Source organism: Pseudomonas sp. RW3S2 (assembly GCF_014268955.1).
GTDB lineage: Bacteria > Pseudomonadota > Gammaproteobacteria > Pseudomonadales > Pseudomonadaceae > Aquipseudomonas > Aquipseudomonas wayambapalatensis.
In genome coordinates, this window is record NZ_JABWRM010000013.1 from 105,480 (window position 1) to 120,094 (window position 14,615).

Below are 14,615 nucleotides of genomic sequence, written 5' to 3' on the forward strand. Positions count from 1 at the left end.
CAGGCCTGAGGAGATAGCAAGATGCCCAAGGTCGGTATGCAACCCATCCGCCGCCAGCAGTTGATCGACGCCACATTGCAGGCTGTCGACCAGGTCGGTCTGGGAGATGCCAGCATTGCGCTGATTGCCCGTTTGGCCGGTGTGTCGAACGGCATCATCAGTCACTACTTTCAGGACAAGAACGGCCTGATCGCAGCGACCATGCGCTACCTCATGAACGCGTTGAGCGAAGGCACCGTCGCCCGCCGACAAGCCCTCACAGACGACAGCCCGCGGGCGCACCTGAGAGTGATCGTCGAAGGCAACTTCGACGCAAGCCAGGTCAGCGGCCCGGCAATGAAAACCTGGTTGGCCTTCTGGGCCGCCAGCATGCACCAGCCGTCCTTGCACAGGTTGCAGCGGATCAACGATCACCGCCTTTACTCCAACCTGTGCTGCCAGTTCCGCCGTGTCTTGCCGCTCTACCATGCGCGCAAGGCCGCTCGCGGGCTGGCGGCCCTGATCGACGGCCTGTGGCTGCGCGGTGCGCTCTCGGGCGACGCGTTCGACACCGAGCAGGCAATACGGATCGCCTACGAATACATGGATCTACAACTGGCTAAGCAGCACGACCTGGATTCCAACCCCCAGGCGGCTGAACGATCGCACGCAGCGACTGCCCAATCGGCAGGAGCACGACGCGGCTAGCCAATCACACACTGCACTTGCGAGGACTCTATGGCCCGTTTCGGAACGCAAAAACTCTACATCGATGGTGGTTATGTCGACGCTGGCAGCGATGCCACCTTCGAGGCCATCAACCCGGCCACCGGCGAAGTCCTTGCCCACGTCCAGCGTGCGACCGAGGCTGACGTCGAGCGCGCCGTCGAGAGCGCCGAACGTGGCCAGAAAGTCTGGGCCGCGATGACCGCCATGCAGCGTTCGCGCATCCTGCGCCGCGCCGTCGACATCCTGCGCGAGCGCAACGACGAGCTGGCCATGCTGGAAACCCTGGACACCGGCAAGTCGTACTCCGAAACCCGCTACGTCGACATCGTCACCGGTGCCGATGTACTGGAGTACTACGCAGGCCTGGTCCCGGCCATCGAAGGTGAGCAGATCCCGCTGCGCGAATCGTCCTTCGTCTACACCCGTCGCGAGCCACTGGGCGTGACTGCCGGTATCGGCGCGTGGAACTACCCGATCCAGATCGCCCTGTGGAAGTCCGCGCCTGCCCTGGCCGCTGGCAACGCGATGATCTTCAAACCGTCGGAAGTCACCTCGCTGACCACCCTGAAACTGGCCGAGATCTTCACCGAAGCCGGCCTGCCGGATGGCGTGTTCAACGTCCTGACCGGTAGCGGCCGTGAAGTCGGCACCCTGTTGACCGAGCACCCGCGCATCGAGAAAGTCTCCTTCACCGGCGGCACCACCACCGGCAAGAAGGTCATGGCCAGCGCCTCGAGCTCCTCGCTCAAGGAAGTGACCATGGAACTGGGCGGCAAGTCGCCGCTGATCATCTGCGACGACGCCGACCTGGACAAGGCCGCCGACATCGCCATGATGGCCAACTTCTACAGCTCCGGTCAGGTCTGCACCAACGGCACCCGCGTGTTCGTCCCGGTCGCGATGAAAGCGGCGTTCGAAGCCAAGATCGCCGAGCGCGTCGCACGCATCCGCATCGGCAACCCGGAAGACGAGAACACCAACTTCGGCCCGCTGGTCAGCTTCCAGCACATGGAAAGCGTCCTGGGCTACATCGCCAAGGGCAAGGAAGAAGGCGCCCGCGTGCTGTGCGGCGGTGAGCGTCTGACCGAAGGCGCGTTCGCCAAGGGCGCCTTCGTCGCCCCGACCGTGTTCACCGACTGCCGCGACGACATGACCATCGTCAAGGAAGAAATCTTCGGGCCGGTGATGAGCATCCTCACCTACGAAACCGAAGAAGAAGTCATCCGCCGCGCCAACGACACCGAGTACGGCCTGGCTGCGGGCGTATGCACCAACGACATCACCCGCGCCCACCGCATCATCCACAAGCTCGAAGCCGGTATCTGCTGGATCAACGCCTGGGGTGAATCGCCAGCCGAAATGCCGGTTGGCGGCTACAAGCAGTCGGGCGTCGGCCGTGAGAACGGCGTCAGCTCGCTGGCTCAATACACTCGCATCAAGTCGGTGCAGGTCGAGCTGGGCGGCTACAACTCGGTCTTCTAAGACCGGTCTGGCCACGCCCGTGCCTTTGCGCACGGGCGCTCCCGCCCCCTGAACACTGCCAACGAGGGTACTTTGCATGTCCCAAGAATACGATTACATCATCGTCGGTGCCGGTTCGGCCGGTAACACCCTGGCCACCCGCCTGACCGAAGACGCCAGCGTCTCGGTGCTGCTGCTGGAAGCCGGCGGCCCCGACTACCGCTTCGATTTCCGCACCCAGATGCCAGCCGCCCTGGCCTTCCCGCTGCAGGGCCGCCGCTACAACTGGGCCTACGAGACCGACCCTGAGCCGCACATGGATGGCCGCCGCATGGAATGTGGCCGCGGCAAGGGCCTGGGTGGCTCCTCGCTGATCAACGGCATGTGCTACATCCGCGGCAACGCCATGGACTTCGACGGCTGGGCCGAACTGCCAGGCCTGGAAGACTGGACCTACCTGGACTGCCTGCCCTACTTCAAGAAAGCCGAAACCCGCGACATCGGCCCGAACGACTACCACGGTGGCGACGGCCCGGTCAGCGTTGCCACGCCAAAAGCCGGCAACAACCCACTGTTCCATGCCATGGTCGAAGCCGGTGTACAGGCCGGTTACCCACGCACCGAAGACCTCAACGGCTACCAGCAGGAAGGCTTCGGTCCGATGGACCGTTCGGTGACCAAGAACGGTCGTCGCTCCAGCACCGCCCGCGGCTACCTGGACCAGGCCAAGAAACGCCCGAACCTGACCATCGTCACCCACGCCCTGAGCGACCGCGTACTCTTCGAAGGCAAGCGCGCCGTGGGTGTGACCTATCTGGTCGGTGACAGCGAAGAGCGTGTCGAAGCCCGTGCCCGCAAGGAAGTCATCGTCAGCTCCGGCGCCATCGCTTCGCCGCAGTTGCTGCAGCGCTCCGGTGTCGGCCCGCGCGCCCTGCTGGAGAGCCTCGACATTCCGGTGGTCCACGACCTGCCGGGCGTCGGCGAGAACCTGCAGGACCACCTGGAACTGTATCTGCAGTACGCCTGCACCCAGCCGGTGTCGCTGTACCCATCGCTGCTGTGGTGGAACCAGCCGGCCATCGGTGCCGAGTGGCTGTTCAACGGCACCGGCATCGGCGCCAGCAACCAGTTCGAGGCCGGTGGTTTCATCCGCACCCGCCCTGAGTTCGAGTGGCCGAACATCCAGTACCACTTCCTGCCGGTGGCGATCAACTACAACGGCTCCAACGGCGTGAAGGAACACGGCTTCCAGGCGCACATGGGCTCGATGCGTTCGCCAAGCCGTGGCCGCATCCAACTCAAGTCCAAGGACCCGCGCCAGCACCCGAGCATCCTGTTCAACTACATGGCCACCGAACAGGACTGGCAAGAGTTCCGCGACGGCATCCGCCTGACCCGCGAGATCATGGCCCAGCCTGCGCTGGACCCGTATCGCGGTCGCGAGATCAGCCCGGGCGCGCACGTGCAGACCGATGAAGAGCTGGACAAATTCATCCGCGAGCACGCCGAAACCGCGTTCCACCCATCCTGCTCGTGCAAGATGGGCACCGACGACATGGCGGTGGTCGATGGCGAAGGCCGCGTGCATGGCATGCAAGGCCTGCGTGTGGTCGATGCGTCGATCATGCCGATCATCATCACCGGCAACCTCAACGCCACCACGATCATGATCGCCGAGAAAATCTCCGACAAGATCCGTGGCCGCAAGCCACTGCCACGCAGCACGGCCAAGTACTACAAGGCCAACGGTGCGCCGGTGAAGGGCAAGCCGATGCGTGAGGTGAAGCAGGCGTAATCCTGCACCGGGCTCTTCGCGGCGGTTCGTCGCCCCGACAAGCCAGCTCCCACAGGTACTGCACAAGTCTTCATGCCTGTGGTGAATCTGTGGGAGCGGGCTTGCCCGCGAAAGGGCCCGCATAGGCAACACAACAAAAGGCACCCACCGCGGTGCCTTTTGTACATCTGCAGAAACGCTTTACATGCTGGCAATTCATCAGGTTAGAATCGATTGGCACGCGACTTGCGAGTCAAGTCATCTTTCCGCGATATCCCGGAGTACCTGCCTTTGGATGCCAGCACCATCAACAGCCTGTTCCTGATCGGCGCACTGCTGGTGGGCGCAAGTATCCTGGTCAGCTCTCTGTCGTCGCGCCTGGGCATCCCTATCCTGGTCATCATACTCGCGGTCGGCATGGTCGCCGGTGTCGATGGTGGCGGCATCATCTTCAACAACTACCCGACCGCCTACCTGGTGGGCAACCTCGCGCTGGCCGTGATCCTGCTCGACGGCGGCCTGCGTACGCGGGTAGCGAGTTTCCGCGTGGCCCTGTGGCCGGCCTTGTCGCTGGCCACGGTGGGCGTGCTCATCACCACCGGCCTGACCGGCATGGTCGCCGCCTGGCTGTTCGACCTGAGCCTGATCCAGGGCCTGCTGATCGGCGCCATCGTCGGCTCTACCGACGCCGCGGCGGTGTTTTCGCTGCTCGGTGGCAAAGGCCTGAACGAACGGGTCACGGCGACGCTCGAGATCGAGTCGGGCAGCAACGACCCGATGGCGGTATTCCTCACCGTCACCCTGATCGACATGATCGCCAGCGGCCAGACCGGCCTGCACTGGAGCCTGCTGACCCACCTGATCCGCGAGTTCGGCATCGGCGGCCTGCTGGGCCTGGGTGGCGGCTGGCTGATGCTGCAACTGGTCAACCGCATCAACCTGGCCGGTGGCCTGTACCCGATCCTGGTGATCGCCGGGGGCCTGGTGGTGTTCTCCCTGACCAACGCCCTGCACGGCAGCGGCTTCCTTGCCGTCTACCTGTGCGGCCTGGTGCTGGGCAACAAGCCGATCCGCAGCCGCCACGGCATCCTGCACATGCTCGACGGCATGGCCTGGCTGGCGCAGATCGGCATGTTCCTGGTGCTGGGTCTGCTGGTCACCCCGCACGACCTGCTGCCCATCGCCCTGCCCGCCCTGGGCCTGGCGCTGTGGATGATCCTCTTCGCCCGCCCACTGTCGGTGCTGGCCGCACTGCTGCCGTTCAAGGCGTTCCACGGCCGCGAAAAGGGCTTCATTTCCTGGGTTGGCCTGCGCGGGGCGGTACCGATCATCCTTGCGGTGTTCCCGCTGATGGCGGGCCTGCCCGATGCGCAGTTGTTCTTCAACCTGGCGTTCTTCATCGTGCTGGTCTCGCTGCTGGTGCAAGGCACCAGCCTGCCGTGGATGGCCAAGCTGCTGAAGGTCACGGTGCCGCCAGATCCAGCGCCGATCTCGCGCTCGGCGCTGGAGGTGCACATCACCAGCGAATGGGAGCTGTTCGTCTACCGCCTGGGCGCGGAAAAATGGTGCATCGGCGCAGCCCTGCGCGAGCTGAAGATGCCCGAGGGCACGCGCATTGCCGCGCTGTTCCGTGGCGAGCAGTTGCTGCACCCCTCGGGCAGTACCGTGCTGGAGGTCGGCGACATGCTCTGCGTGATCGGCCATGAGCACAACCTGCCAGCCCTGGGCAAACTGTTCAGCCAGGCGCCACAGCGCGGCCTGGACCTGCGCTTCTTCGGTGACTTCGTCCTCGAAGGCGATGCCGAGCTCGGCGCGGTGGCAGCACTTTATGGCCTGAAGCTCGACGGGCTGGATGCGAAAATGCCGTTGGCGCAGTTCATCCGACAGAAGGTCGGAGGCGCTCCAGTCGTAGGCGACCAGGTCGAATGGCACAGCACGATCTGGACGGTCGCGACCATGGACGGGAACAAGATCCAGAAAGTGGGCGTCAGATTCCCCGAAGGAACCCGGCCCGGCCCGGGGCTGTTCCTCTAAACTCCGTTCGTGCCCTCTCGCAAGTAGTCTGCCTATGTCCCTGCGCGTGTATGTCCGCGCAGCCCTGCTGGGGCTGTGCCTTTCCCTGTCGTTCGCCGCCGTGGCGGCCGAGGTGCCGGCCGCTCCCGGCATCCAGAACAGCCTCGACAAGATTGCCGAGCGCAAGCTGCCGGAGCCCGAGCAGAAGGCGCTCCAGCAAGTGCTGGAGCAGACCCTCGCGTTGATCGCCAGCAAAGAGGATAGCGAGAAGAAACTCGCCGACCTCAAGCAGCAATTGGCCGGCGCCCCTCAGGAAACCCGCGACAGCCAGCGCGAACTGGCCAAGCTCAAGGACACCAAGGTCACGCCCGTGGCCCAGCGCTATGCCAGCCTCAGCGTGCCGCAGCTCGAGCAGATGCTCAGCGAACGCAGCACCCAGCAGGGCGAGCTGCAAAAGGCGCTGTCCGAAGCCAACAGCCTGATCATCAACTCCCAGACCCGCCCCGAACGTGCCCAGGCCGAGATCAGCAACAACCAGACCCGCGCCCAGCAGATCAACAACGCGCTGAAATCGGGCAAGGACAACGGCAAGGCGATTTCCGTCGACCAGCGCAACCAGCTCAACGCCGAACTGGCCTCGCTCAACGCCCTCACCCTGCTGCGCCGCCAGGAGCTGGCCGGCAACAGCCTGCTGCAGGATCTGGGCAACGCCCGCCACGACCTGCTGATCGAGCGTGCCACACGCCTTGAGCAAGAAATCCAGGACCTGCAGACACTGATCAACGAGAAACGCCTGGCACAGTCGCAACAGACCGTCACCCAGCAGTCAATCGAAGCGCAGAAGGCCGGCGGCAGCACCCTGCTGGCCAACGAGAGCGCCGCCAACCTCAAGCTCTCCGACTACCTGCTGCGCAGCACCGACCGCCTCAACGAACTCACCCAGCAGAACCTGCAGACCAAGCAGCAGCTCGACACACTGACCCAGGCCGACCAGGCGCTGGACGAGCAGATCAACGTACTCAAGGGCAGCCTGCTGCTGTCGAAGATCCTTTACAAGCAGAAGCAGGCGCTGCCGCACCTGAAGGTGGATCGCGACCTGGCCGACCAGATCGCCGATATCCGCCTGTACCAGTTCGAGGTCAACCAGCAGCGCGAGCAGATGAGCAGCCCGGTCAGCTATGTCGACAAGCTGCTGTCCACCCAGCCTGAGCAGGACGTCACCCCGCAACTGCGCAAGGCACTGCTGGAAGTCGCCATCACCCGCAGCGACCTGCTCGAGCGCCTGAACCGCGAACTGTCGGCACTGCTCAACGAATCCATCACCCTGCAGCTCAACCAGAAGCAGCTGCTGGGCACCGCGCAGAATCTGCGCACCACCCTCGATGAGCAGATGTTCTGGATCCCCAGCAACAAGCCGCTGGACTGGGATTGGTTGCGCTATGTGCCCGAGCGCTTCGCCGACCAGGTCGCCAGCCTGCCCTGGGGTTCGGGCATCAAGGAACTGGCCGACGGCCTGAGCCAGCGCCCACTGCTGTTCCTGCCGCTGCTGCTGGTGATCGGCGCACTGCTGTGGAGGCGCAAGTACCTGTACCAGCGCCTGGGCAAGGTGCACCAGGATATCGGCCACTTCCGTCGCGACAGCCAGTGGCACACCCCCCAGGCGATCCTGATCAACATCCTCCTGGCCATGCCGGTAAGCCTGGGCCTGGCACTGTGCAGCTATGCCTTGCAGATCGACGCCCGCGGCCAGAACGCCAATCTCGGCGCCGCGCTGTGGCAACTGGCCCAGGCCTGGCTGGTGTTCTACACCGCCTACCGCGTGCTGGCCCCCGGAGGCGTGGCCGAGGTGCACTTCCGCTGGCACAAGCCGCAGGTCGAGTTCCTGCGCGGTTGGGTACGCAGGCTCGGCACGGTGGTGCTGGCCCTGGTGGGTGTGGTCGCGGTGGCCGAACACCAGCCTTCGGCGCTGGCCGACGACGTGCTGGGCATCGGCGTGGTGCTGGCCTGCTATGCACTGATGGCCTGGCTGCTCAGCCGTCTGCTGCTGAGCAGCCCGGCACACCGTGACACATCGCTGTTCCGCAAGGCGGTCGGGGTAGCGTTCACCGCGCTGCCGATCGCGCTGTTCGTCGCGGTGTGCTTCGGCTACTACTACACCGCACTGAAACTCACCGACCGCCTGATCTACACCCTCTACCTGCTGCTGTTCTGGCTGGTGATCGAGGCGGCGTTCGTTCGCGGCCTGTCGGTGGCGGCGCGACGCCTGGCCTACCAGCGCGCGTTGAGCAAGCGCGCGGCCGCCAAGGAAGGCCTGGACGGCGAAGTCATCGTCGAGGAACCGACCCTGGACATCGAGCAGGTCAACCAGCAGTCCTTGCGCCTGATCCGCCTGGCCCTGCTCGGCGGCTTCATCGGTGGATTGTACTGGGTATGGTCGGACCTGATCACCGTATTCTCCTACCTCAACAACGTCACCCTGTACGAATACGCCAGCGGCACCGGCGCAACGGCCAGCATGGTGCCGATCAGCCTCGGCGACCTGCTCGGTGCACTGGTCATCGCCGGCATCACCATTGCCCTGGCCAGCAACCTGCCGGGCCTGCTGGAAGTGCTGGTACTGTCGCGCCTGAGCCTGGCCCAGGGCAGTGCCTACGCGATCACCACGCTGCTGTCCTACGTGATTGTCGGCGTGGGCATCGTCAGCACCCTGGCCACCCTCGGGGTGAGCTGGGACAAGCTGCAATGGCTGGTCGCCGCCCTGTCTCTGGGCCTGGGCTTCGGCATGCAGGAGATCTTCGCCAACTTCATCTCCGGCATCATGATCCTGTTCGAGCGCCCGGTGCGGATCGGCGACACCATCACCATCGGCAACCTGTCCGGCACGGTGAGCAAGATCCGCATTCGCGCCACGACCATCACCGACTTCGACCGCAAGGACATCATCGTCCCCAACAAGACGTTCATCACTGGCCAGTTGATCAACTGGTCGCTGACCGACACCGTTACACGGGTGACGCTCAAGCTGGGCATCGACTACGGCTCCGACCTGGACCTGGTGCGCGAGCTGCTGCTCAAGGGCGCCCATGAAAACCCACGTGTGCTCAAGGACCCTGAGCCGATCGTGTATTTCCTGCAGTTCGGCGAAAGCTCGCTGGATCATGAGTTGCGCATGCACGTGCGCGACCTGGGCGACCGCAACCCGACGCTGGACGAGATCAACCGCTATATCAACCGTGAGTTCAAGGCCCACGACATCAAGATCTCGGTCCGCCAGGTGGAGGTGTTCCTGATGGACACCAAGGGCGGCAAGCAGCAGATGATCCCGCTGGAGAGCAAACCCGACAGCACACCACCGAGCTGAGTGGACGCTGATGGGTGCAAGCGCCCAGAATGCCTGCGAGGGCTTTGCCCTCGATCGCGGGACAAGCCCGCTCCCACAGGAAACCGAGTTCTGTAGGTGCGGGCTTTGCCCCGCGCAGGGCCGCAAGGCGGCACCATGTCACTGATAGCCAGGAGCCGGCCCCGTGAAAGCCCTCGACCAACTCACCTTCGATAACCGCTTCGCCCAACTCGGCGACACCTACTCCACCCAGGTGCTGCCCGAGCCGATTGCCGAGCCGCGCCTGGTGGTCGCCAGTGAATCGGCCATGGCCCTGCTCGACCTCGACCCGGCCCAGGCCGATGAACCGGTGTTCGCCGAGCTGTTCAGCGGCCACAAGCTCTGGGAAGAGGCCGACCCACGGGCGATGGTCTATTCCGGCCATCAGTTCGGCTCTTACAACCCGCGCCTGGGGGACGGCCGCGGCCTGCTGCTGGGCGAGGTGCTGAACGATGCCGGCGAGCATTGGGACCTGCACCTCAAGGGCGCCGGCCAGACCCCGTACTCACGCATGGGCGACGGCCGCGCAGTGCTGCGCTCCTCGATCCGCGAATTCCTTGCTTCAGAAGCACTGCACGCCCTGGGCATCCCCAGCAGCCGGGCGCTGTGCGTGGTGGGTTCGAGCACCCCGGTGTGGCGCGAGACTCGTGAAAGCGCGGCCATGCTGCTACGCCTGGCGCAGAGCCACGTGCGCTTCGGTCATTTCGAATACTTCTACTACACCCAGCAGCCCGAGCAGCAACGCGTACTGATCGACCACGTGCTCGAACAGCACTACCCCGAATGTCGCGACGCCGAACAACCCTACCTGGCGATGTTCCGCACCATCGTCGAGCGCAACGCCGAGCTGATCGCGTGCTGGCAGGCCTATGGTTTCTGTCATGGGGTGATGAACACCGACAACATGTCGATCCTGGGCATCACCTTTGATTTTGGCCCCTACGCCTTCCTCGACGACTTCGACGCCAACTTCATCTGCAACCACTCCGACGATCGCGGCCGCTACAGCTACGCCAACCAGGTGCCGATCGCCCACTGGAACCTGAGCGCCCTGGCCCAGGCCCTGACCACGGTGATCGAAGTGGATGCGCTCAAGGAAACCCTGGGGCTGTTCCTGCCGCTGTACCAGGCGCACTACCTGGACCTGATGCGCCGACGCCTGGGCCTGACCACCGCCGAAGACGGCGACATGGCCCTGGTCGAACGCCTGCTGCAACGCATGCAGAGTGGCGGCGTGGACTACACCCTGTTCTTCCGCCGCCTTGGCGAGCAACCTGTGGAACAGGCACTGCAGGTGGTTCGCGATGACTTCATCGACCTCGCCGGCTTCGACGCCTGGGGCGCCGACTACCTGGCGCGCTGCCAGCGCGAAGCGGGTAACGCGCAGGGTCGGCGTGAGCGCATGCATGCGGTCAACCCGCTGTACATCCTGCGTAACTATCTCGCGCAGCGCGCCATCGAAGCGGCAGAGGGCGGGGACTACAGTGAAGTGCGACGCCTGCACCAGGTCCTGTGCAAGCCGTTCGAGGAGCAGCCCGGGATGCATGCCTATGCCGAGCGGCCACCGGAGTGGGGCAAGCACCTGGAAATCAGCTGCTCTTCCTGAACTACGACTGACCTGGACTGCCCCCAAGGGTTGGATTGGTGTCCAACTTCTTGGGGGCAATCCATCCCTGTGGGAGCGGCGGTTCGGCGCCCCGACTTGCCCGCGAACACCGGCAAAGCCGGTGCCATTCACCGCGCAGCGGGGGCGTTTCCACTGCAGTCATTGCTGGAGTGGGTGCGCAGGCAAGGGATCTAAGCGTTTTCTTCGAGCAGCGAGTGCAGCTCGACAAACTGCTGTGTCAGCTTGTGCCGCGGCTCCAGGTGAATCAGCGGCAGGCTGGCGTGGTGGGATTCGCGCATCTTCACCGAGCTGCCCAGGTACACCGGCAGCACCGGCAGGCCCTCGGCGAGCAGCTCGTCGAGCATCTGCTGAGGCAGGCTGGCCCGTGACTGGAACTGGTTGACCACGATGCCCTCTACCTGGAGGTCTTCGTTGTGGTCGTCCTTGAGTTCCTCGATCTCGGCCAGCAGGCCGTACAGGGCCTGGCGCGAGAAGCTGTCGCAATCGAAGGGAATCAGCACACGATCTGCGGCGATCAACGCGGAAACCGCATAGAAATTCAACGCTGGCGGGGTGTCGATGTAGATCCGCTCGTAGTCTTCGTCCAGCTCATCGAGCAATTTGCGCAGCTTGTTGATCTTGTGCTTGGCCTCGAGCTTGGGCTGCAGGTCGGCCAGCTCGGCGGTGGCGGTGACCACGTGCAGGTTGTCGAAGGGCGTTTCGTAGATATCGACCTTGTTCTTCTTGCTGAACGGCCCGCTGGACAGGCTCTGCTTGAAGAAATCGGCAATACCCATGGGGATATCGTCACCCGTCAAACCGGTCAGGTACTGGGTCGAGTTGGCCTGGGCATCCAGGTCGATCAACAGGGTCCGGTAGCCTTCGTTGGCACTGACCGCCGCCAGGTTGCAGGCGATGCTCGACTTGCCCACGCCACCTTTCTGATTGAACACCACGCGCCGCATGACTGACCTCCGTGTATCAGGGAATGCCCGAGTATGTGTCCGGCGCGGCGGTTTAGCCAGCACCTTCGGGCTTTTCCAACCCCGCCAGCAGATCGACGAATGCCCTCGCCATCGCAGAGCCCGCGCCCTCGCGGCGCACCAGCCAGACCGCACTGCTCGCCTGCTCGTCGAGCAGCGTGCGGTACACCACGCCATCGATGCGGATGCGCTGGAACGACGCTGGCAGCACCGATACCCCGAGGCCCGCCGAGACCAACCCGATGATGGTCAGCGCCTCACCGGCTTCCTGAGCAAAATGCGGGCTGAAGCCAGCCTGGCGTGCCAAGTCCATCAATTGCGCATACAGACCGCTGCCGTAGCTGCGTGGGAAGAATACGAACGGCTCGTGAGCCAGATCCCGCATATACAGGCCTTGCTCGCCGCCCAGCGCCAGCGGATGGGAGGCATTGAGCACCACGACCAGCGGCTCGCGAAACAACTCGGTGACCGCCAGCCCTTCCGGCACCGGCAGCGGACGCATCAGGCCGACCTCGATGGATTCGTCGAACACCGCGTCGACCACCTCACGGCTGCTCATCTCCTTGAGGTGCAGGTGCACCGCCGGGAAGCGCTGGCGGAAGGCGTGGATCGCCTGGGGAATCCTCGAGGTGAAGGGCGCCGACGAGGTGAAGCCAATCTTCATCTCGCCCAGTTCCCCCAACTGCGCACGACGCGCCACATCGGCCGCCTTGTCGACTTGCGCCAGCACCTGGCGTGCCTCCTCGAGAAACAGTCGTCCAGCCTCGCTCAGCTCGACTCGACGATTGGTGCGCTCGAACAGACGCGCGCCCAACTCCTGTTCCAGCGCCTGGATCTGCTGGCTCAAGGGCGGCTGTGAGATGCCCAGTTGCTGGGCTGCACGGCCGAAGTGCAGTTCTTCGGCGACGGCGATGAAGTAACGCAGATGACGCAGTTCCATGATCGGCCCCAAATAAGTCGCTAAAGCTATCAAATAGGTCGAACAATATATTGGATCTAATCATTAGCCAGCTATATGCTTTTTTCATTGCGCCAGAGGTATCACCCGTGAAAACTGCTGTAGCCCTCCTTCCTGCCGAACCCGAAGTGCCTCCCCTGAACGACGTGTGGATCGAAAAAGGCACCCCAGCCTTCATGAAAACCGTGCTGGCGCTGTTCAGCGGCGGGTTCGCCACGTTCGCCCTGCTCTACTGCGTGCAACCGATGATGCCGCTGCTGTCGCAGGAGTTCTCGATCAATGCTGCGCAGAGCAGCCTGGTGCTCTCGGTGTCCACCGCCATGCTGGCGTTCGGTCTGCTGGTCACCGGGCCCATTTCCGATCGCATCGGGCGCAAGCCGGTGATGGTCTCGGCCCTGGTGTGCGCTGCCCTGGCGACACTGGCCAGCGCAGTGATGCCGACCTGGGAAGGCGTGCTCGCCACCCGCGCACTGGTCGGCCTGTCGCTGAGCGGCCTGGCGGCGGTGGCAATGACCTACCTGAGCGAGGAAATCCACCCGCAGCACATCGGCCTGGCCATGGGCCTGTACATCGGTGGCAATGCCATCGGCGGGATGAGCGGACGGCTGATCACCGGGGTGCTGATCGACTTCGTCAGTTGGCACACCGCGATGCTGGTGATCGGCAGCCTGGCGCTGCTGGCCGCGGTGGTGTTCTGGAAGGTGCTGCCGGAATCACGCAACTTCCGCGCCCAGTCGCTGAAGCCACGCAATCTGCTCGACGGCTTCCTCATGCATTTCAAGGATGCCGGCCTGCCCTGGCTGTTCCTCGAAGCCTTCCTGCTGATGGGCGCCTTCGTCACTCTGTTCAACTACATCGGCTATCGCCTGCTGGCCGAGCCCTATCACATGAACCAGGCGCTGGTCGGCTTGCTGTCGGTGGTGTACCTGTCGGGCATCTACAGCTCGGCGCAGGTTGGCGCGCTGGCCGATCGGCTGGGGCGTCGCAGGGTGTTCTGGGCGAGCATCCTGGTGATGGCCGGTGGCATGCTGATGACTCTGTTCACCCCGTTGCCAGTGGTGATCGTCGGAATGCTGGTGTTCACCTTCGGCTTCTTCGGCGCCCATTCGGTGGCCAGCAGCTGGATCGGCCGACGCGCGCTCAAAGCCAAGGGGCAGGCGTCTTCGTTGTACCTGTTCTGCTATTACGCGGGATCGAGTGTCGCCGGGACGGCGGGCGGGATGTTCTGGCATTACGCCGGGTGGAATGGCATCGGCCTGTTCATCGGCAGTTTGCTGGCAGTGGCATTGCTGGTGGCGTTGCGCCTGAGCAAGTTGGCACCTAAGTCGGTGTGAGGCATTCGCGGCGGTTCGGGGCGCCGAACCGTCGCGAAGCAGCCTTCGTCAGTTGACGATCTCAACGATATCCACATCCACCTCACGGCTCATCAGGTGTTTCTCCACCTCGCCGGTCAGCTTGACCTTGGTCTTGTCGTTGAACGGCGTCGGCGGCAGGTCTTCGTTGTCGATTTCGACGGTGATGGTGCCGGTGTTGTCCTTGAACTCATACTTGTCGTCGTTGTTGATCTTCTTGGTCACGTAGCCCTGCAGCACCACGGGAGTGTCGTCGGCGGCTTCCTTGGCGGCGGCGACAGTAGTCACCGCTTGGGCACCTGGGCCGGTGTAACTGGAAGCCAGGGCGGCGGTGCTGAACAGAGGGGCGAGGATGAGGGCGAGATAGCGAGCTTTCATGAT

Annotated in this window: 10 protein-coding genes; 7 read left to right on the forward strand and 3 right to left on the reverse strand. The window is 64.0% G+C overall.

From position 1 onward, the window contains the following. The first annotated feature begins 21 nt into the window (after window positions 1–21). The 6 genes from betI (at window position 22) to HU748_RS18805 (ending at window position 10,941) form a co-directional block, all read left to right on the forward strand. The gene (betI, locus tag HU748_RS18780; protein ID WP_186665643.1) at window positions 22–687 is read left to right on the forward strand and encodes a transcriptional regulator BetI; all 666 of its coding nucleotides are present in this window, start codon (window positions 22–24) and stop codon (window positions 685–687) included. 30 nt (window positions 688–717) lie between these two features. Continuing rightward, window positions 718–2,190, forward strand: coding sequence for a betaine-aldehyde dehydrogenase (gene betB / locus HU748_RS18785; RefSeq protein WP_186665641.1), 1,473 nt, complete (start codon window positions 718–720; stop codon window positions 2,188–2,190). Between the two features lie 76 nt (window positions 2,191–2,266). Beyond that, on the forward strand, window positions 2,267–3,964 hold the full coding sequence (betA, locus tag HU748_RS18790) for a choline dehydrogenase (RefSeq protein WP_186665639.1): 1,698 nt from the start codon (window positions 2,267–2,269) through the stop codon (window positions 3,962–3,964). Between the two features lie 270 nt (window positions 3,965–4,234). Beyond that, window positions 4,235–5,977 (forward strand): potassium/proton antiporter, encoded by a 1,743-nt coding sequence (locus tag HU748_RS18795; RefSeq protein ID WP_186666100.1) that lies wholly within the window; start codon window positions 4,235–4,237, stop codon window positions 5,975–5,977. A gap of 34 nt (window positions 5,978–6,011) precedes the next feature. Continuing rightward, window positions 6,012–9,317 carry a mechanosensitive channel MscK gene (mscK, locus tag HU748_RS18800; RefSeq protein WP_186708700.1) on the forward strand — a complete coding sequence of 1,102 codons (3,306 nt, stop codon included), beginning with the start codon at window positions 6,012–6,014 and terminating at the stop codon, window positions 9,315–9,317. Between the two features lie 163 nt (window positions 9,318–9,480). Next, on the forward strand, window positions 9,481–10,941 hold the full coding sequence (locus HU748_RS18805; protein WP_186721461.1) for a protein adenylyltransferase SelO: 1,461 nt from the start codon (window positions 9,481–9,483) through the stop codon (window positions 10,939–10,941). A gap of 191 nt (window positions 10,942–11,132) precedes the next feature. Here HU748_RS18805 and HU748_RS18810 read toward each other — a convergent pair whose 3' ends face one another. Together HU748_RS18810 and HU748_RS18815 are read right to left on the reverse strand one after the other, a co-directional pair. Then, on the reverse strand, window positions 11,133–11,906 hold the full coding sequence (locus HU748_RS18810; RefSeq protein WP_054891199.1) for a ParA family protein: 774 nt from the start codon (window positions 11,904–11,906) through the stop codon (window positions 11,133–11,135). 52 nt (window positions 11,907–11,958) lie between these two features. Then, window positions 11,959–12,864, reverse strand: coding sequence for a LysR family transcriptional regulator (locus tag HU748_RS18815; protein ID WP_186721463.1), 906 nt, complete (start codon window positions 12,862–12,864; stop codon window positions 11,959–11,961). Between the two features lie 194 nt (window positions 12,865–13,058). Between HU748_RS18815 and HU748_RS18820 the strand changes: the two genes are divergently transcribed. Then, window positions 13,059–14,216, forward strand: a complete 1,158-nt coding sequence (locus tag HU748_RS18820) for an MFS transporter (protein ID WP_238343409.1) — start codon at window positions 13,059–13,061, stop codon at window positions 14,214–14,216. Between the two features lie 48 nt (window positions 14,217–14,264). Here the strand turns inward: HU748_RS18820 and HU748_RS18825 are convergent, their stop codons facing one another. Further along, entirely contained in the window at window positions 14,265–14,612 is a 348-nt protein-coding gene (locus HU748_RS18825; protein ID WP_186665630.1) for a NirD/YgiW/YdeI family stress tolerance protein, read from the reverse strand. Between the last annotated feature and the right edge of the window lie 3 nt (window positions 14,613–14,615).